Annotated in this window: 13 protein-coding genes; 9 read left to right on the top strand and 4 right to left on the bottom strand. The window is 70.3% G+C overall.

Annotated elements, in window-relative coordinates; genetic code table 11:
• Window positions 1–3,352: 3,352 nt before the first annotated feature.
• The 3 genes from LK09_RS19995 to LK09_RS19985 all read left to right on the top strand — a co-directional run bounded on the left by LK09_RS19995 (window position 3,353) and on the right by LK09_RS19985 (window position 5,901).
• Window positions 3,353–4,321, top strand: coding sequence for a ParA family protein (locus tag LK09_RS19995; RefSeq protein WP_052227055.1), 969 nt, complete (start codon window positions 3,353–3,355; stop codon window positions 4,319–4,321).
• Window positions 4,321–5,445 (top strand): ParB/RepB/Spo0J family partition protein, encoded by a 1,125-nt coding sequence (locus LK09_RS19990; protein WP_039403599.1) that lies wholly within the window; start codon window positions 4,321–4,323, stop codon window positions 5,443–5,445. The genes LK09_RS19995 and LK09_RS19990 overlap by 1 nt, the downstream gene beginning before the upstream one ends.
• Before the next feature lie 102 nt (window positions 5,446–5,547).
• Window positions 5,548–5,901, top strand: coding sequence for a hypothetical protein (locus LK09_RS19985; RefSeq protein ID WP_039403597.1), 354 nt, complete (start codon window positions 5,548–5,550; stop codon window positions 5,899–5,901).
• Window positions 5,902–6,010: 109 nt separating this feature from the next.
• Here the strand turns inward: LK09_RS19985 and trxA are convergent, their stop codons facing one another.
• From trxA to LK09_RS19965, 4 genes are all read right to left on the bottom strand, one after another.
• Window positions 6,011–6,334: a thioredoxin gene (gene trxA / locus LK09_RS19980; RefSeq protein WP_039403595.1), complete on the bottom strand. Its 324-nt coding sequence runs from the start codon at window positions 6,332–6,334 to the stop codon at window positions 6,011–6,013.
• A gap of 102 nt (window positions 6,335–6,436) precedes the next feature.
• Window positions 6,437–7,390 (bottom strand): thioredoxin-disulfide reductase, encoded by a 954-nt coding sequence (gene trxB / locus LK09_RS19975; protein ID WP_039403592.1) that lies wholly within the window; start codon window positions 7,388–7,390, stop codon window positions 6,437–6,439.
• A 190-nt stretch (window positions 7,391–7,580) separates the two neighbouring features.
• Window positions 7,581–9,200, bottom strand: coding sequence for a murein biosynthesis integral membrane protein MurJ (gene murJ / locus LK09_RS19970; protein ID WP_039403589.1), 1,620 nt, complete (start codon window positions 9,198–9,200; stop codon window positions 7,581–7,583).
• The gene (locus tag LK09_RS19965; protein ID WP_052227054.1) at window positions 9,197–11,479 is read right to left on the bottom strand and encodes a DUF6049 family protein; all 2,283 of its coding nucleotides are present in this window, start codon (window positions 11,477–11,479) and stop codon (window positions 9,197–9,199) included. Before LK09_RS19965 ends, murJ begins: the two co-directional genes overlap by 4 nt.
• Before the next feature lie 202 nt (window positions 11,480–11,681).
• On the opposite strand from LK09_RS19965, the gene LK09_RS19960 reads away from it, so the two are divergent.
• The 6 genes from LK09_RS19960 to LK09_RS19935 all read left to right on the top strand — a co-directional run bounded on the left by LK09_RS19960 (window position 11,682) and on the right by LK09_RS19935 (window position 19,323).
• A complete protein-coding gene (locus LK09_RS19960; RefSeq protein ID WP_052227058.1) occupies window positions 11,682–13,208 on the top strand; it encodes a DUF7059 domain-containing protein in 1,527 nt (508 codons plus the stop codon).
• Between the two features lie 43 nt (window positions 13,209–13,251).
• On the top strand, window positions 13,252–14,703 hold the full coding sequence (locus LK09_RS19955) for a CCA tRNA nucleotidyltransferase (protein ID WP_039403587.1): 1,452 nt from the start codon (window positions 13,252–13,254) through the stop codon (window positions 14,701–14,703).
• Between the two features lie 107 nt (window positions 14,704–14,810).
• Window positions 14,811–15,785, top strand: a complete 975-nt coding sequence (locus LK09_RS19950; RefSeq protein WP_039403585.1) for a glycosyltransferase family 2 protein — start codon at window positions 14,811–14,813, stop codon at window positions 15,783–15,785.
• Window positions 15,785–17,143 (top strand): polysialyltransferase family glycosyltransferase, encoded by a 1,359-nt coding sequence (locus LK09_RS19945; RefSeq protein ID WP_039403583.1) that lies wholly within the window; start codon window positions 15,785–15,787, stop codon window positions 17,141–17,143. Before LK09_RS19950 ends, LK09_RS19945 begins: the two co-directional genes overlap by 1 nt.
• Window positions 17,140–18,294: an acylneuraminate cytidylyltransferase gene (locus LK09_RS19940; RefSeq protein ID WP_039403581.1), complete on the top strand. Its 1,155-nt coding sequence runs from the start codon at window positions 17,140–17,142 to the stop codon at window positions 18,292–18,294. The genes LK09_RS19945 and LK09_RS19940 overlap by 4 nt, the downstream gene beginning before the upstream one ends.
• Before the next feature lie 156 nt (window positions 18,295–18,450).
• Window positions 18,451–19,323 (top strand): N-acetylneuraminate synthase family protein, encoded by an 873-nt coding sequence (locus LK09_RS19935; RefSeq protein WP_039403578.1) that lies wholly within the window; start codon window positions 18,451–18,453, stop codon window positions 19,321–19,323.
• Window positions 19,324–19,336: the final 13 nt, after the last annotated feature.

Genomic DNA, 19,336 nt, shown 5'->3' with positions numbered 1-19,336 from the left:
GCGTTTCACGTGGAACGCGACCTGAACGACGGGCCGGAGTGCCCGAAAGCGGTGACGAGGACGCAGGTGCCCGCTGGCGTGACTGCGAAGCCAGCGACCGACAGTGTTGGACGGTGCGCGGTAGTCGGCAATTGGTAACACGCCCGTTCCGTGTGTGGGTCCGGCGCCGTCGGTGTCCGCATCCAGCGCGGTTTCACGTGGAACACCGCCGGATGACGGCGCCTGGGCGCAGCAGTTGGGCGGTCGCGCGCACGCATAGTGGCATGTGCGGCATCGCCCGGATGTCGGGTGTTTCACGTGGAACACCGGCTGGAGCGAGGCTCTGTATGCCGAACTCGTGCCACCGTTGGCCGGCTGTCTCCGCAGCCCGCCGTTGCGCGTGCGACAACCGAGCACCGGGACCGCGTGCGAGATGGGCAGGTCGTGACCGTACCAGGCCATCTGCTGGGCGGCGCCGTGCGCTGCGCGGGTCTCGAGACCAAGCAGCGTGGGTTGGCGCCTCCGCCATGTTGCGCGGACATGAGGCGTTTCACGTGAAACACCACCTGGACGAGGCGCGCTGGATCCACCCGGACCCTCATGGGTCCGGGTGGGGTCATGGAGCGTTCCACGGGCATCTCTGATCACTCGGCGTTGGTCAGTGTGGTGCACGCGGATCGCGGCCTTGCGGTGACGCGGAGTCGGCCTGTTGGTGAGCGTTGCAAAGAATAGCCGGCGGGGCGCTACAACATTCCCTGTGCACGGCTCTGCCCTCGAGCCGTACAGCGGAGGCTTGGCTGCCGCGCGGCGAGGGATGGAGCGTCGCTGCGGCTTGCCCGGCCGATGGTGCGTGCGACGCGCCGTGCGAGGTGCGCTCCCGCATTGCGACGCGGGTGGTGGGGTGTGCGCCGCCGGGACCTCGGACGTGAACATGGAGGTTTCACGTGAAACGCGCACGGGACGCCGGGTGGATGGGAGTGTGGAGGCGTCGTCCCGCGCGCTTCGTTGTTCACCTGCCGGCTGTGGGTCGCACACGCGGCTGCGGACAGGGGGAGGAGCGGCCACGCCGCAGTGTCTCGCGGGCGCCGTCGGTTGACCGTGTCCCGCCACGTCCTCAGGAGCGGGCTGCGAGTCGCGCGCACGTGGCCGCGGACGACAGGTACCCACTGGGATGAGCTGTGGATGGAGCGTATCCGGTCGCCACGCATGGCGGCCTCGAGTCGGGACGACTTGGCCAGATGATGCCGTGGGCCACCAGTCATGCAGACCCAGCGGTGTGCCGTTGCCAGCGCCGTCCGTTCTGGTCTGCCCATAGCGCTCTGGGGGTGATGCCCGTACGGTCCACCACCGGTCGATGGCAAAAGACCGCGCGGGTTTCACGTGAAACATCGGGGCGGGGGAGCCCGGGAGATGACGCCGCGCCGGCATCGCGTTGTTCGCGTTCGAGGATGCGTTGACGAGGCGCCGCGCGCCACCAACGCAGGGAAGTGATGCCGAGCTGCGGGCCCATCTGGAACGACATCACCATCCGGCAAGTGCTCGGTCGGCGGTTACCGTCACGCCGAAGCGAGCCTCGTGGTGGCCGGCTGGCGGGGGAGGTGGTCCGTCGGCTCCGCCAAGGTGCTCACTTCCGTCCGGGCCCCAGGTGCGGTGCGGAGGACGACACGGACGCCGCGACAGGGCCACCAGCGAGTTTCACGTGAAACGGCGACCTCCATCGAGGGTCGTGCCTGCGCATGGCGGGCCGCTAGGCGGGGCCATCGGCGTGCGCGGTAGGCAGCGTGCGCCGTGGGAATCACGGGCTGGGAATCGCTCCCGAACGCGTGCCGTGACTGCGGGGTACGGATGCGTTCCACGTGAAACGTGCGCCGCTGGGACGCCGATCCTGCGGGCTGAGCCTGTCGAAGCCCCACACCCCGGTACGTCTGCCCTTCGACAGGCTCAGGGCGCCCGGTCAGGCGGGCTGAGCCTGTCGAAGCCCCACACCCCGGTACGTCTGCCCTTCGACAGGCTCAGGGCGCCGGGGCATGCGGGCTGAGCCTGTCGAAGCCCAAGACCCTGACACACTTGCCCTTCGACAAGCTCAGGGCGTCCGGTCGGGCGGGCTGAGCCTTCGAAGCCCCACGACCCGGGTGCGTCTGCCCTTCGACGAGCTCAGGGCGCCCGGGCATGTGGGCTGAGCCTGTTGAAGCCCCACACCCCGGTACGTCTGCCCTTCGACGAGCTCAGGGCGCCGACCTGGCGGGCTGAGCCTGTCGAAGCCCCACACCCGAGCACGTCTGCCCTTCGACAAGCTCAGGGCGCCGGGGCATGCGGGCTGAGCCTGTCGAAGCCCAAGACCCTGACACACATGCCCTTCGACAAGCTCAGGGCGTCCGGTCGGGCGGGCTGAGCCTTCGAAGCCCCACACCCCCGGCACGTCTGCCCTTCGACAGGCCCAGGGCGTCGGGGCATGCGGGCTGAGCCTGTCGAAGCCCCACACCCGGGTACGTCTGCCCTTCGACAAGCTCAGGACGCCCGGTCAGGGGGGCCGAGCCTGTCGAAGCCCAAGACCCTGACACACTTGCCCTTCGACAAGCTCAGGGCGCCGGGGCATGCGGGCTGAGCCTGTCGAAGCCCCACACCCCGGTACGTCTGCCCTTCGACAGGCCCAGGGCGCCCGCTCGAGCGGGCTGAGCCTGTTGAAGCCCCACACCCCGGGTACGTCTGCCCTTCGACGAGCTCAGGGCGCACGAACGGCCCATGCCCTTCGACGAGCTCAGGGCGCACGAACGGCCCATGCCCTTCGACGAGCTCAGGGCGCACGAACGGCCCATGCCCTTCGACGAGCTCAGGGCGCACGAACGGCCCATGCCCTTCGACAAGCTCAGAGCGCAAGAACGTCGCGGGCCCGCCACGGCTGCCTAGACGCTTTGCTGCAGCGACCGTCGCGGCGCACCGTCACGAGTGAAGCTGCATCCCAGTCAAAGAGAAGTTGACCGGAGCGGGGGCGTTTCACGTGAAACGCGCCGAGCAATGGATGAAGCCGCAAAAACAGAGCCTCGGATCGAGTGCCGAGGAGCACACGTTCGGGGGAGTGGTGGGCGCGGCGCGGCCGCCGTCGCCGCGGTGCCGGCGGACGTGCGCGCCAGGCAGAACCGGCCACCGACCTTCAGCCTCACTCACGGCGGCCTCACCGGGAGTGGATCCTTCGCTCTCGGCGCGGACGTACGGAACGGGCGCGAAAAGCGGAAATGCCGATGCGCCTCCGGGCGCTATGCGAAAGACCGGATCACTCTGGAAGAGAGCCGCGGAGGCCACCGCCGCGCCGCGTTTCGATGTCTGAAGTCCGGGATAGAGTTGGACGAGTTGTCGAGAGGGAGGAGTGTTTCACGTGAAACGACCCGGGAACAAGGATGCCGTGGCATCCGGACCGATCGATTTCGCCGACACCCCCTTGGCGCGAGAACTCGCAGACCTCACAGCCCGACGCCGCGCCCTCGAAGGCGTGCAGATCCGCCTTCCTGAGCGCACCCGCATCATCACGGTGTCCAACCAGAAGGGCGGCGTGGGAAAGACGACCAGCGCCGTCAACCTTGCCGCGGCACTTGCGGACCTCGGCGCGTACGTCCTCGTGATCGACCTCGACCCCCAGGGGAACGCCTCGACCGCTCTCGGCGTCACCCACACGGCAGACACCCCGAGCGTCTACGACGTGCTCATCGACGAGTTCCCGCTTGCCGAGATCGTGCAGACGAGCCCGGAGTCCGATCGCCTCACGTGCGCACCCAGCACGATCCACCTCGCCGGCGCCGAGATCGAACTCGTCAGCCAGGACTCGCGTGAGCACCGCCTGCACACGGCGATCGCGGACTACCTGATCGCGGCCGACAAGGCCCCCGACTTCATCATCATCGACTGCCCGCCTTCGCTGGGGCTGCTCACCATCAACGCCTTCACGGCGGCCGACGAAGTGCTCATCCCGATCCAGTGCGAGTACTACGCGCTCGAGGGTCTGAGCCAGCTGCTGGGCAACGTCAGCATGATCCAGCAGCACCTCAACCCGCGCATCCACGTCTCGACGATCATGCTCACCATGTACGACGGACGCACCCGTCTCGCACAGCAGGTCGCCGAAGAGGTGCGCACGCACTTCCCGCAGCAGGTGCTCGAGACCGTCATCCCGCGATCGGTCCGCGTCTCCGAGGCTCCGAGCTTCGGACAGACCGTGATCGCCTACGACGGCCAGTCAGCCGGAGCGATCGCGTATCGCGAGGCCGCGGTGGAGATCGCTCAGCGCGACCCCACGGCGACCCGGCCGGCGACAGTGAATTCAGCAGAGTACGACGAGAGGGGCGTCTGATGGCGGCCAAGCGAACAGGACTGGGACGAGGCATCGGCGCGCTGATCCCGACGTCTGAGAGCAGCGAGCGGCCGGTGGACGTCTTCTTCCCCGGGGCCGCCCGCACGGCGACGGCCGAGTCCACCTCGGTCGCCGAGGATGTCGCGGTGCTCACGGCGGAGCGTCCGGTCATCGATCCTGCCGCGGCGATGAAGCCCCGTGCTCGCCGCAAGCCGAAGCCCGTCTCCGAAGACGCCGGAACAGCGGACGGCAGCCCCACGTCGACGTCGGACGAGGATGCCGCAGCCGCCGATGAGTCGGAGCTGCTCGCCGTTCCCGGCGCGCGGCTCGTGCACATCGACCCGCACTCGATCGTGCCGAACCACCGCCAGCCGCGCAGCGTCTTCGACGCGGATGACCTGGCGGAGCTCGTCCACTCGGTCCGCGAGTTCGGCGTGCTGCAGCCCGTCGTCGTGCGCGATGCCGGCGACGGAACCTATGAGCTCATCATGGGCGAGCGCCGCACGCGTGCCGCTCGCGAGGCCGGGCTCACCGAGATCCCCGCCGTGGTGCGCGACACCGCCGACGAGGACATGCTGCGCGATGCGCTCCTCGAGAACCTGCACCGCTCGCAGCTGAATCCGCTCGAAGAGGCATCCGCGTATCAGCAGCTGCTCGAGGACTTCGGCATCACCCAGGAGCAGCTCGCCGGACGCATCGGTCGGTCGCGTCCGCAGATCAGCAACACGATCCGCCTGCTCAAGCTCCCGATGCCCGTCCAGCAGCGCGTCGCCGCCGGCGTGCTGAGCGCGGGTCACGCGCGCGCGATCCTCTCCGTCGAAGACGAAGCCGGGATGCAGCGCCTCGCCGACAAGATCGTGAACGAAGACCTCTCGGTCCGTGCGGCCGAGGTCGCCGCGAAGAACATCGGGGCCGCCGGGCAACAGCGGGCGACCCTTCGTGCCGGCAAGCACCGCGACCACCTGGATGACGTCGCCGACCACCTCGGTGATCGCCTGAACACCCGCGTGAAGCTCAGCCTGGGTGCACGCAAGGGACAGATCGTCATCGACTTCGCGACCATCCAGGATCTCAACCGCATCCTCGCCGAGCTCGGCGAACCGGACTACGCGTCGCACCTGTGATCTGACGCGGGAGGGGCTGAGGCGTAACGCCTCAGCCCCTCCCGCGTCTCCGCACGACGCGCGGCGGAGCGATGCCTCAGGCACCCCGCGTAGGCTGGACGGGTGAGTCATCCTGATCCCGCGGAGCACGTGCCGCGTCGTTCGAGCCTCGAGGTGCTGCGCGCCGAGGCCTCAGACGAGCGTGCCGTGCTCGTCGAAGAGCGCCTGCGACTCGGAGAAGACCCGTGGGAGTTCATGGAGGAGCTGCCGAGCGTCGACGAGCTCGTCGTCATCATGCTCCGCGCCGAGAACATCGCGGCGAACTCCGGTGCCCGTCCCAACGCGACGCGGCACTACCGCGTGCTGCGGCAGATCGCGCTGCAGTACCCCGAACTGACCCCGACGGTCTGGCGCATGCTCGGAAACGACGGCACCAACCGCCTCTGGGATGAGATGGTGCGCGCCGACGTCAGCTGACGCCCCGCCCGCGGCGCCGCGGCATCCCACGCGAAAGGGCCCGGACGACACGTGATCCGCATGGATCGTGTCGACCGGGCCCTTCGCAGTGGGACGCGGAGCGGGGGACTCAGCCGAGGAAGGCGGCGAGATCCTGCTCGAGCGCGAACTTCGGCTTGGCGCCGATGATGGTCGTCTTGACCTCCCCGCCCTGGAAGACCTTCATCGCCGGGATCGACGTGATCTGGTACTTCATCGCCAGGTCGGGGTTCTCGTCGACGTTGAGCTTCAGGATGGTGATCTTGCCCGCGTTCTCGGCCTGGATCTGGTCGAGGACGGGGGAAACCATGCGGCACGGACCGCACCATTCCGCCCAGAAGTCGACGAGCACGGGTCCGGATGCCTGCAGGACGTCCTGCTCGAACGTGGCAGAGGTGGTGGCCTTCGCGGTCATTGGTTTTCTCCTTCGTGGAAGTCTGTGTGGTGAAACGCCTGATCGGCGTGGATTGTTCCCGTCCGGCGCCCCGACGAGCTCGGCGCGGACGGCGAGCCGGGGTCAGACGGCGGCGGCCTCGACGGGTGCGTGCTCCTCGAGCGCGGCCAGGAAGTGCTCCGCGTCGAGCGCGGCGACGGTTCCGGATGCCGCAGCCGTCACGGCCTGGCGGTACGTCGGGTCGACCACGTCGCCGGCGGCGAAGACGCCCTCGGACGAGGTGCGCGACGAGCGGCCGTCGACCTGGATCGTGCCCTCCATGGTGAGCTGCAGCTTGTTGTGCACGAGGTGCGTTCGCGGGTCGTTTCCGATCGCGACGAAGACGCCGTCGAGGGGAAGCTCGCTCGTGGTGCCGTCGAGCGTGTTGCGCAGCACGACGCCGTTCACGGCATCCTCACCGAGGATGTCGATGACCTCGCTGTTCCACACGAACTCGATCTTGTCGTTGTTGAACGCGCGCTCCTGCATGATCTTGGATGCACGCAGGCTGTCGCGACGGTGGATGACGTACACCTTCGACGCGAAGCGCGTGAGGAACGTCGCCTCTTCCATCGCGGAGTCGCCACCGCCGACGACGGCGATCGTCTTCTCGCGGAAGAAGAAGCCGTCGCACGTGGCGCACCACGACACACCGCGGCCGGAGAGGCGCTCTTCGCCCTCGATGCCGATCTTGCGGTACGCCGAGCCGGTCGCGAAGATGACGGCGCTCGCCTCTTCGACCTTGCCGCTGCCGAGCTTCACCGTCTTGACGGGACCGTCGACATCCAGCTCGACGACGTCGTCGTAGACGACCTCGGCACCGAACTTCTCGGCCTGCTCCTGCAGCTTGGCCATGAGCTCCGGGCCCTGGATCGCCTCGGGGAACCCGGGGAAGTTCTCGACCTCGGTGGTGTTCATGAGCTCACCACCGGCCTCGACCGAACTGGCCACGACCAGCGGCTGCAGGTTCGCCCGGGCAGCGTAGATCGCCGCCGTGTACCCGGCAGGCCCCGAACCGATGATGATGAGCTGACGCACGTGTTCTCCCTTGTCGCGGATGCGTTGGCATCCAATCACTCCAACACATGGTAACGGCGGGACATTCCAGACCCCTGTGGATGACGCGCAGGACGCCTCAGGACCTTCCTTCAACCGACAAGATTTGCACAGCGTGGGCGCCATTGTTGTCGGTTGGACCCGTCGGGGACTCCCGACGCGGGAACGTCGACTAACGGCGGCCGGGGAGGAAGCGGCGCACGATCGCGAGGGCCGGCGTGAGCTCGGGGGCGCGGAGGAGGGCCAGCATCCCGAGGTAGACCACGAGCGAGACGAGACAGATGACCGCGGTGCCGACCGCACCCAGCAGCTGGCCCGACACCATCCAGCCGTGCACGCCGCCAGTGAGCAGGAAGACGCCGAACCCGACGGCGGCCGCCGGGATCGCGGCGACCACGAACCGGCCGATGGCGAACATCCAGCTCGCGGTGCCCAGCGAGCCGATCTTGCGGTGCAGCAGCCAGGTCGCCAGGGCCGTCTGGATGATCGCCGCGAGCGCCTGGCCGAGCGCGACGCCGACCGCACGCCATTCGACAGGGACGTAAAGCAGCGCGAGCCACGCGGTGAGCATCACCACGCCGGTCTGGACGACGGTGAAGAAGAAGGGCGTGCGCGTGTCGTCGTACGCGTAGTAGGTGCGCTGGATCGAGAAGATCACCGTGTTCGGGATGAGGCTGATCAAGAACGCGATCAACAGGGGCGCGGCGATGAGCGCCGCCCCCGCCGAGTTGCTGAAGATGCGCGCGGCCGGAACGGCCGCGGCGGCGATCCCGAACGCGGCGATCACGATGAACACCGACAGCGTGCGGATGCTGCGGCCGATATCGGCTCGCACATCCTCGAGCCGGCCGGCGTGCGCATGCTCGCTCAGCCGCGTGAAGTACGGGGTTCCGATGGAGATGACGATCAGCGAGTACGGGAGCATGTACAGCAGCCACATGTTCGCGGACGCCGCGACACCCGCGATCGGGATGCCGTCGATCTTGCCGGATGCCGTGGACAGCACCCGCGACTGCGCGAGCCCGCCGAGCTGGCCGAGCACGACCATGAGGAACGTCCACCCGGCAAGGCGTCCGATCTGGCCGAGGCCCATGCCGCGCCAGCGGAAGTCCGGGCGGACCCCGATGCCGACACCCCGCCAGAAGACGAGCAGCAGCAGAGCCTGCAGGACGATGCCGAGCGTCGCCGTACCGCCGACGAGGGCGACCATCCCCGGTGTCCATCCGACGACGTCCGTCTTGAGACCGAACAGCAGCAGGAATGCTCCGAAGCCGATGATCGAGATGACGTTGTTCGCGATCGGGGTGAGCGTGTACGGGCCGTAGACGTTGCGGGCGTGCATCGTCTCACCGAGCAGGGCGTAGAGGCCGTAGAACAGGATCTGCGGCAGGCACCAGTAGGCGAACGCCGTGGCCAGCGCGAGCTGATCGGGCGAATAGCGCGGCGCATACAGCGTGACCAGGATCGGCGCGAGAACGACGGCGACGGCCGTCGCCCCGAGCAGGATCACCGTGCCGAGCGTGAACAGCTTCGAGACGAACGCCTTGCCGCCGTCCTCGTGTGTGGACGCCTTGACGATCTGCGGCACGATGACGGCCGTGAGGATGCCGGTCGAGATGATCGCGTAGATGTTGTTCGGCAGCTGGTTGGCGACGGTGAACGCGTCGGCGGCCCTGCTGCCGATCGAGCCGATCGCGGCGACCAGCACCATGGTGCGGAGGAAGCCGGTCAGCCGCGAGACCAGCGTGCCGGCGCCGATCATCATGCTCGCCCGGGCGATGCTCGGGGTCATGCGTCGTCCTTCATCTCTGCGGGCTTCTCGACATCCGTGTCGGATGCCGGGGCATCCTGGTCCGCGGCATCCTGCGCGTCGATCGCGGCCTGCGCGGCGGCGATCTCCTCGGCCTCCTGCTTCTTCGCCCGTCGGCGGCTGAACACCATGCGGCCCGCGCCGGCGACCAGCAGGACGACGACGATGATGCCGAGGATCACGATGCCGGCCATCTCCCAGTCGGCGTGCATGCTGACCTGGACCGTCTGCGCCTCGCCGATCGCGACCCCGGTGGGGCTGCGCAGCTGCAGGGTGAGCGTGGTCTGCCCGTTCGTGACCTTCGCGTGCATCGGCAGCTCGACGCGCGTGTTGCTGGACGCGGTGCCGGTGACCGCGGTCTTCGCCGGCACCTCGAACCGCGGGTCGTCGGTGGCGGCGGTGAGATTCACGTGCACAGGCCAGGGCAGATCGTTGCGCACCCAGAATCGCAGCGTCGCCCCGGTGCCGGCGATGTTGACGGTGTTCAGGGGCAGGATGCCGACCGACTTCAGCGTGGTCTGGGTCGCGGCAGCATGGTCGCGCAGCGCGTTCTGCCAGGCGTCGACGCCGATCCAGCCGCCGCCGATGAGCTGCATGATCTGTGCGCGCTCGGTGCCGGTCAGCACCGTCGGATCGGTGAGGATCGTGGCGAACCGGATGAGCTGCTGCTCGCCGAGCTCGAGCGCGGTGACCGCCGTCACACGACGGCCGTCCTTCACGGTGGCCTTGATCGCCCGGGACGCCGCAGTCGAGCTGTCGTAGTCGGACAGGACGGCCGCCCGCACCGACGGCGCCTTGGTGACCGCGAGGATCGCCGCGCGCAGCCCGCTCTCGGTGAGCGTCTGGGTGCGGTCGATCACGGTGAGCAGGGATGCCCCGGCCGCCGATGCGCCCGCGAGCTGCAGCTGGGCGGTCGCCGCCGTCAACGGCGCGCCCTGCGTGGCCTCCGTCCCGTCCTGGGCGGCGACGGTCAGCTGCTCCGAGATCGACGAATCGAACACCAGCATCCCGCGTCCGTTCGTGCGCGCCTCGGCCGGCACCGTTGCGTCGACCGAACCCGTCTGCGCCGAGGACACGATCGTCTCGGCGGGCGTCGCCGTGTCGCCGAGCGCGCCGAGGGTCTTCACCGTCGTCCCCGACGCCGTGCCGGAGAACGGCCAGAACACGTTCGCCCGCGCGGGACCGATGTCGAGCAGGGCGTGCAGATCGGGAAGCTGGACGCCTCCGGGCGTCGCGGTCGGCGACGGCGACGCGCTCGTCGTCGCGCCGGGCGGGGGAGTGGGACGCTGCTCCTGCGGCGTCTGGAAGTTGTCGGCGTTGAGGTAGGCCTGCAGCGACGTCGGCTCGAGCAGCGACCCGTTCGCGGTGATCTGGGCCGCCGTGTCGGCGTCGCCGAACTGCAGCGCGAACCGGGTGTTCGGCAGCGACATGAGGTGTCGCAGCCAGTCGCGGGCAGACGTGGGCGCGGACGAGCCGAGCACGCGGATGGATGCCACGATCGCCGGGTCGATCGCGAGGATCGCATCGGTGCCGTCGACGGCGTTCACGCGCGCGGTGAGGTCGCCGGTGGGCGCAGTGAGCGCCGTCAGCTGCTCGGGCGTGAGGAGCCCGGTCTGGATGCCGGGGGCGGTGATCGGCACGATCACGCCGACGTCGGTGCTCTGCTGCGCGGCATCCGGCACGATCATGACGCTCGTCGAGACGAGATTGCCGGCGGACGTGGCGGCGACCGCCTGCAGCGGGTAGACACCGGGCTTGCGCGACTTCAGCGCCTTGTTGTCGGCCGACACGATGAGCAGGGACTGACCGGTGGCTCCGGACGCGACCGGATTGATCGTGCCCTTGGCGACCGAGGCGAAGCCGCTCGCCGCGGTGGTGGTCTTCAGCCAGGACGACAGCGCGGAGCGCGTGGTGATCGGCGCCGACCCGAGCTGCAGGGTCACGTTCGCCTTGGCGAGGGTGTCGGCGGTGCCGTTCTGCACCGAGACCCACGCATTGAGCGGATCGCCCGAGGCGACGACGCCCTCGCCCACGGGCGCGAGCGTCGCGTCCACCGTGCCGGACAGCGGAGTCGGCGTGGGGGACGGCGTGGGGTCGGCTGCCGGCCGGTTCTCGGCCGGGCGGGATGCCGTGGCGCCGAGGACGGGCGCGGCCTGTGCCGAAGCGGCCGTGCCGAGCGCGAGGACGGCGGCGACGGCGATCGCGGAGACGACGGAGGCCGCGCGCCGCACGGCGCCGGATGCGAGAGAAGGCACGGTCATGAAAGCTCTGGTCCGGTGCGAGGGCCCGCACGCCGGTCGGTGCGGGGAAGTGACCCCGCGATCAGCCCCGATTCTACGGGGCGGGACCTCGGGACCAGCCGAGCGCGCGCCGTGCGCGGCCGGTGCATGCCGGAACGGACCCGGCCGGGCGGCCGGCGGGCGCGGCATCCTGAAGCGACTGCGCAGCCAGAATAGAGGGGTGGTGCACCAGCTTCCCGACCCCGATCCCGACCTGTGCCGCCGGCTCGCGGCAGACCTGCACGCGGCGGGCTTCCGCTCGGACCGCCTGCGCGAGCTGTGGGGCTCCGCCGCGGATGCCGCGATCGGCCGCGGTGACGCGCTGCCGGCGCGCCGCGCGTTCGCGCGCGACGACCACCCGCTGGCCACCATCGCGCGCCTCTTCGGCATCGGCGATCCGGTCCCGGCCGAAGCGGTGGCCGCAGCCTTCCCGGCCACGGGCGTCGCCGGCCTCGAGGCGCTCGGCGCGGTTGCGCGCGACGGCGGGATGCTGCATCCCCAGCTCCTCATCCGTCCGCAGGACTGGGTGGACGACACCGGCGCCGGACAGTGGTGGATCGCCAGCGACCTCGACGAGGCGGCGCTGCACGGCGCACTCCCCGAAGACCACGTGCTCGGCGTCGGCGGGGCATCCCTCACCCTCGCCGGGCTGCAGCTGCCGGTGCCCACCGGTCGCGTGCTCGACCTCGGCACCGGATGCGGGATCCAGGCGCTGCGGGCACGACTGTTCGCCGACGCGGTGGTCGCCACCGACGTGTCGGCGCGCGCCCTGGCGATCACCCGGCTGAACGCGCTGCTGAACGGCGTGGACGGCATCGACGTGCGCCTCGGCGACATGTTCGCGCCGGTCGACGGGGAGCTCTTCGACCGCGTCGTGTCGAATCCGCCGTTCGTCATCACGCCGCGCACCGACGAGATGCCCGCGTACGAGTACCGTGACGGCGGCCGCATCGGCGACGGGGTCGTGGCCTCGTTCGTCGAGACGGTCGGACGGGTCCTCGCCCCCGGCGGCGTCGCGCAGCTGCTCGGCAACTGGGAGACGAAGGACGGCGTCGACGGACTCAACCGCGTGCGGCAGTGGGTGGCGGCATCCGGCATTCCGCTGGATGCCTGGGTGATCGAGCGGGAAAGGCTCGATCCGGTCGCGTACGCCCAGCTGTGGATCCGGGATGCCGGCACGCTGCCCGGCTCGCCGGAGTACGACCGGATGCTCGGCGCGTGGCTCGACGACTTCGAGGCGCGCGGCGTGAGCGAGATCGGCTTCGGCTACGTGCTGCTGCGGCGCGCCACCGGTTCTGCCCGCCTCGCCCGGTACGAACGCGTGCTCCAGCCGGTCGCCGAGGCCGGGCTCGGCGCGGCCCTGGCCCGCTCGCTCGATGCCTGGGACCGCGTGTCCGGGATGGATGACGCCGCCGTGGCCGCCTCGGTGCTGCTCACCGCCCCGGACGTCACCGAGGCCCGTCACCATCTGCCCGGCGCCGAGGCGCCGAGCGTCATCGAACTGCACCAGGGCGGCGGGTTCGCCCGCGTGCTCGAAGCGGACCCCGCGCTTGCCGCCCTGGTCGGGGCGTGCGACGGCGACCTCGCCGTGGGCGTTCTCATCGACGCGATCGCGCAACTGCTCGACGCGGATGCCGCGGCGCTGCGCGCCGACCTCGTGCCCCGGGTACGCGAGCTGCTCTTCATCGGGATGCTGCGCTTCGCCGACTGACGGGCTCGGGGGCTGTCCAGGGGGCGCCGGATAGGCTCGTGGGATGCTCAACATGGTCGAGGGGATCGCGCGCCTCGGCGCACTCGCCGACTCGCCGGTGGTCGCCGCGCTCGCCAGGGCGTTCGACGACGCCGGCCATGAGTTGTCCATCGTCGGGGGTCCCGTGCGCGATGCGCTGCTCGGCCGCCCGACCCACGACCTCGACTTCACGACCGACGCACGGCCCGACGACATCCTCCGCATCGTCACGCCGCTGGCCTCGAAGACGTGGGATGTCGGTCGCGCGTTCGGCACGATCGCCGCCCGCATCAAGGTGCAAGGCGCCCCGGCCGAACAGGTGGAGATCACCACCTATCGCGCCGACGCGTACGACGGCAAGACCCGCAAGCCCAGCGTGGAGTTCGGCGACACCCTGGACGGCGACCTCGTGCGCCGCGACTTCACCGTGAACGCGATGGCGCTGCGCGTGCCCCAGCGGGCGCTCGTCGACCCCACCGGAGGAGTCGAAGACCTCCTGGCCGGCGTGCTGCGCACGCCCATCGAGCCGAAGGTGAGCTTCGGCGACGACCCGCTGCGCATGATGCGCGCCGCCCGCTTCGCCTCGCAGCTCGGCTTCGACGTGCATCCCGACACGCTCGAGGCGATGGAGCGCCTGCACCAGACCCTGCGGATCGTGAGCGCCGAGCGGATCCAGTCCGAGCTCGTGCGGATGCTCCAGACCGACGATCCGGCGCGCGGCATCCGGATCCTCGTCGACACCGGTCTGATGGACGAGTTCCTTCCCGAGGTCCCCGCGCTGCAGCTCGAGATGGACGAGCACCACCATCACAAGGACGTCTACGAGCACTCGCTCACCGTGCTGCAGCAGACCATCGACCTGGAGAAGGCGCGGCATCCCGGCGCCGAACCCGACGTCGCCCTGCGGCTCGCCGCGCTGCTCCACGACATCGGCAAGCCGGCGACGCGCCGCCTCGAAGCCGGCGGGGGCGTCACCTTCCACCATCACGACGTCAAGGGATCGCGGATGGCGCGCAAGCGCCTCAAGGAGCTCCGCTTCGATTCCCAGACCATCGATGCCGTCGCACGCCTCATCGAGCTGCATCTGCGGTTCTTCGGCTACGCGGAGGGCGCGTGGACCGACTCCGCGGTGCGGCGGTACGTGCGGGATGCCGACGACCTGCTCGAACGCCTGCACATCCTCACCCGCGCTGACGTGACCACGCGCAACCGGCGCAAGGCCGCGCGGCTCGCGGGCGCCTACGACGACATCGAGCGCCGCATCTCCGAGCTCGCCGAGCAGGAGGCGCTGGATGCCCTGCGCCCGGCGCTCGGCGGCACCGAGATCATGGCGATCCTCGGCATCCCGCCCGGTCGCGACGTCGGGGAGGCGTACCGGTTCTTGATGGACATCCGCCTCGACGAGGGCGAGATCAGCTCCGACGAGGCCGAGTCCCGCCTGCGCGACTGGTGGGCCACGCGCGATCACGCCGGCTGAGGGGTTCGTTCACCCGGGCGTTGCCTCGAGGTCGCCGGAGTGTCACCGCGGCTTGAGAACCTGCCGGAGACCGCACCTGCGGTGCACCGACAGACCACGGGAGCGACGTGACAGGCACGCAAGTCACTGTGATCCTGCCGGCCAAAGACGCCGGCCCCTTCATCGGAACCACGCTGGCGACACTGGCGCGGCAGTTCGACGACCCCGACGCGCTGAAGCTCGTCGCGATCGACGACGGATCGTCCGACGACACCGGCGAGCGGATGAGGGAGGCGGCATCCCGGTTCGGCTCGGCCGAACTGCTTCGCAACGACAGCCCGGTCGGGCTCGCCAGCGCCCGCAACCAGGGGCTCGCGCACGTCGAGGGCGACCTGTTCTGCTTCGTCGACGGCGACGACTGGATGGCTCCCGGCCGTCTCGCCTCGCTCGCCGAGGCCATGCACGCCTTCGACACCGACTTCGTCCGCACCGATCACGTGACAGTGACCGAGGGCCGGCGCCAGCTCATCCGGGCTCCCCACCCGTGGCGCGGCGTCGTCTGCTCGCCGCGGGACGCGATCCTGCCCGACGACGACACCACGATGGTCGACTATCCGTATGCCTGGGCGGGCATGTTCCACAGCCGACTGATCGACCAGGGACTGGCCGCCTTCCCGGAGGGGCTGTTCACCGCCGAGGACCGCCCGTGGATCTGGCGCCTGCACCTGACCGCGCGGTCCTTCGCGGTGGTGGACGCCCCCGCCCTGCTCTACCGGCGCGGCGTCGCGACCTCGCTGACGCAGATCGCCGACCGGCGGCAGCTGGACTTCCTCCCCGCCTTCAGCCAGACGCTGGACATCGTGGCCGCGGACCGGGATGTCGACCTCTATATGCCGAAGGCGGTATGGACCACCCTCGCGGTGTGCGCGCATCACCTGCGACGCTCCCGCGCGATGACCCCCGCGCTGCGCACCGATCTGCGTCGCGGCGTGCGAGACCTCATCGAGGCGGTGCCGCCCCGCTACGTCGACGACGCGCTGCGGCGCATGTCGGAACCGCGGCGGCGGATGCTCGCCCGCTTCACGCGAGGGGCGGTGCGCTGATGGCCCAGATCTTCGTGCTGAACTCGGCCTACGGCCTGATGACCGCCGCGGCGGCGATCGACGCGGGGGAGATCCCGGAGACACCGCACCGCATCCTGCTGTCGGTGAACGCCGCCCTCGTGCCCGAGCTCGGCTCCGGGCCGGGAGAGCTCGCGTTCATGTCGGGGCTGCTGCGCCGCTTCGACCAGGTGGTGTCGCTCAACGACCTGATCGCGCCGATCCCGCCGACGCTGTGGAATCCGCCGGAGAGCGAGCTGCCGCTGCTCGAACGCCTGCTGCGCACCGCATGGGGTCTCGGCAGCGACGACGTCGAACTCTATCTGCAGAGTCCGCAGGTGTCCCCGTCGCGAGCCCTGGCCTCGGTGTTCTTCGCCGCGCCGCTCACCGTGATCGGCGACGGTCTGATGACCTACTCGCCCATCCGCGACCGTCTCGGCCGCAGCATCACCGGACGCATGCGCGCGGTGGCATATGCCGACGTGGTGCCGGGCGTCGAGCCCGTGCTGTTCACCGAGACGGGCGCCGTGCGCGTGGCGGTGGCCGCCGACCGGATGCGGGCGGTGCTCGACGAGGTCGCCGCCGCCGTCGCCGACGCGCGGCTCGACTCCCTGGCGGCATCCGGCTCGCGCACCGCGCTGGTGCTCGGTCAGTACCTCGCGGAGCTCGGGCTGGTCACCGCGGACGAAGAGCAGACCATGCAGCTGAACATGATCGGCCGGGCGAGGGCCCTCGGCGCCGAGCGCGTGGTGTTCAAGCCGCACCCGTCCGCGCCGCCGGCCATCGTCGACGCCCTGGCCGCGCACGCGCGGGACACCGGGCTCGAGTGGGCCATGTACTCGGGCCCTGCGCCCGCCGAGGTGCTCGCCCTGCGGCTGAACACGGTGGGGGTCGTCGCGGGATTCTCGTCCGCGCTGACCAGCGCGCACGCGGTGCTGGGCCTGCCCATCGCATCGGCCGGGACGGAGCTCCTGCTGCACCGACTCGACCCGTTCCAGAACAGCAACCGCGTGCCGGTGACGATCATCGACGCGCTGACGCGGAAGGACTCGCCGTACCGCAGCCCCGCACGCCTGCAGGGCCTGGTGGATGCCGTCGGCTACTGCATGCAGCCGATGATCATGTCGCACCTGCGGCCGCGGGCCGAGCGGATGCTGCACAGCATGGACGAGGCGGAGCGCCAGCGGTACTTCTCCCGGCGCCGGCTCGCGGAGCTGTCGCTGCCGGGCGGACGCCACACGTTCTTCTCCCGGGCGCTCACACCCACCGGCGACGTGACGCGCACCGAGGAGCTGCGGCTCACGATCAGCGGCGCTCAGCGACGATTCGGTCGCGCGATGAAGGCGCTGCAGGGCCGATGACGACCGTCGCGATCATCCCCGCCCGCGGCGGGTCGAAGGGCGTGCCCCGCAAGAACGTCCGGCGCGTGGGCGGCGTGCCGCTCATCGCCCGCGCCGTGCACGCCGCCGTGGCGGCGGAGCGCGTCGACCTCGTGGTCGTCACCACGGACGATGCGGAGATCGCCGAGGTCGCGGCCGGCGCCGGGGCCCGCATCGTGCCGCGTCCGGCCGCGCTGGCGGGCGACACCGCCTCGTCCGAGTCGGCCCTGCTGCACGCGGTCGGAGAGCTCGAGGCATCCGGCATCGACGTGACCACCATCGTCTTCCTGCAGGCGACCTCGCCGTTCATCCCGAGCGCGGGCATCGACGAGGCGGTCGCCGCCGTGCGCGAGGGCGGATACGACAGCGCGTTCTCCGCGTTCGAGACCTACGGATTCCTCTGGGGGCGCACCGCCGACGGGACCGCGGAGGCGATCAACCACGACGCCGCCCACCGTCCGCGCCGGCAGGACCGGGAACCGCACTATCTCGAGACGGGGGCGTTCTACGCGTTCGATGCGGCCGGGTTCCGCACCGCACAGCACCGGTTCTTCGGGCGCACCGCCATCATCGAGGTGTCCGAGGCGTCCGCCGTGGAGATCGACGACGAGCACCAGCTCGCCATCGCCTCCGCGCTCGCGCCGCTGCTGGAGACCCCGCAGCCGATCGACGTGGACGCCGTGGTCACCGACTTCGACGGGGTGCACACCGACGACTCGGTCCTGGTCGACGCCGAGGGCCGGGAGACCGTGCGCGTCGGCCGCGACGACGGCATGGGCGTGGGACTGCTGCGCAAGGCCGGCATCCCGGTGCTCATCCTCTCCACCGAGACCAACCCGGTCGTGCGCGCCCGGGCCGACAAGCTCCGCGTGCCCGTGCTGCACGGCGTCGACGACAAGGCGGCCGCTCTGCGCGTCTGGGCCGAGGAGTCCGGCATCCCGCTCGAGCGCGTCGCCTACCTCGGCAACGACGTCAACGACCTCGCCGTGATGGGACTCGTGGGCTGGCCCGTGGCGGTCGCCGACGCTCGCCCCGAGGTGCGCCGCGCCGCGCGCGTGGTGCTCACCCGGAACGGCGGCGACGGTGCGGTGCGCGAGCTCGCGGACCGGGTGCTCGACGCCCGCGCGCGCTGAACGGCGCAGAGGTCGCGAATCGTTCACCGGCCATCGCCGAATGGCCCGCAGCCCGATGCCTCAGGGTCCTCTCAGGGTCATCCGGAGGTCGCCGCTCGTTCACCTGGGATCGCTTCTCTGAGGGAAGACGACGCAGACCTACGAGAGGAATCCGAAATGACCGTCACCATCGGAAACAACGTCATCGGCGGAGGAAACCCCGCCTACGTCATCGCCGAGATCGGCCTGAACCACAACGGCGACGTCGAGCTCGCCAAGAAGCTCATCGACGTGGCCGCGAAGGCCGGCGCCAATGCGGTGAAGTTCCAGAAGCGCACCCCCGAGATCTCCACCCCCGAGCACATGCGGGATGTCCCGCGCGAGACGCCATGGGGCACCATGACCTACCTCGAGTACCGCTACCGCGTCGAGTTCGAGCGCGAGCAGTACGTCGAGATCGGCGACTATGCCACCCTGGCCGGCCTCGACTGGTTCGCGTCGCCGTGGGACGTCCCCTCGGTGGCCTTCCTCGAGGACCTCAACGTCGTCGCGCACAAGGTCGCCTCCGCGAGCCTCACCGACCTCGAGCTGCTCGAGGCGCTGCGCGACACCGGCAAGCCGATCATCCTGTCGACCGGGATGTCGACCATCGAGCAGATCGACCGCGCCCTGGGCGTGCTCGGCACCGACAAGGTCGTCCTCCTGCACGCCACCTCGACCTACCCGATGGAGCCGGAAGAGGCCAACCTCAAGGTGATCGCGACCCTCCGGGACCGCTACGCCGGCGTGCCGGTCGGCTACTCGGGCCACGAGCGCGGTCTGCAGATCTCGCTCGCCGCCGTCGCCCTCGGCGCCGTCGCGGTCGAGCGCCACATCACCCTGGACCGCGCCATGTGGGGCTCGGACCACGCGGCATCCCTCGAGCCGGCAGGCCTCGAGCACCTGGTGCGCGACATTCGCGTCATCGAGGCGGCCCTCGGCGACGGCGTGAAGCGCGTGTTCCCGGGCGAGCTCGCGCCGATGGCGAAGCTCCGCCGAGTCGGCGCGTGACGCGGGGGGATGC

Origin of the sequence: Microbacterium mangrovi, assembly GCF_000802305.1 — a bacterium.
In the GTDB taxonomy this organism is placed as follows: domain Bacteria; phylum Actinomycetota; class Actinomycetes; order Actinomycetales; family Microbacteriaceae; genus Microbacterium; species Microbacterium mangrovi.
The sequence above is the reverse complement of the archived record's forward strand: the minus strand, read 5'-3'. Positions and strand labels throughout refer to the sequence as shown.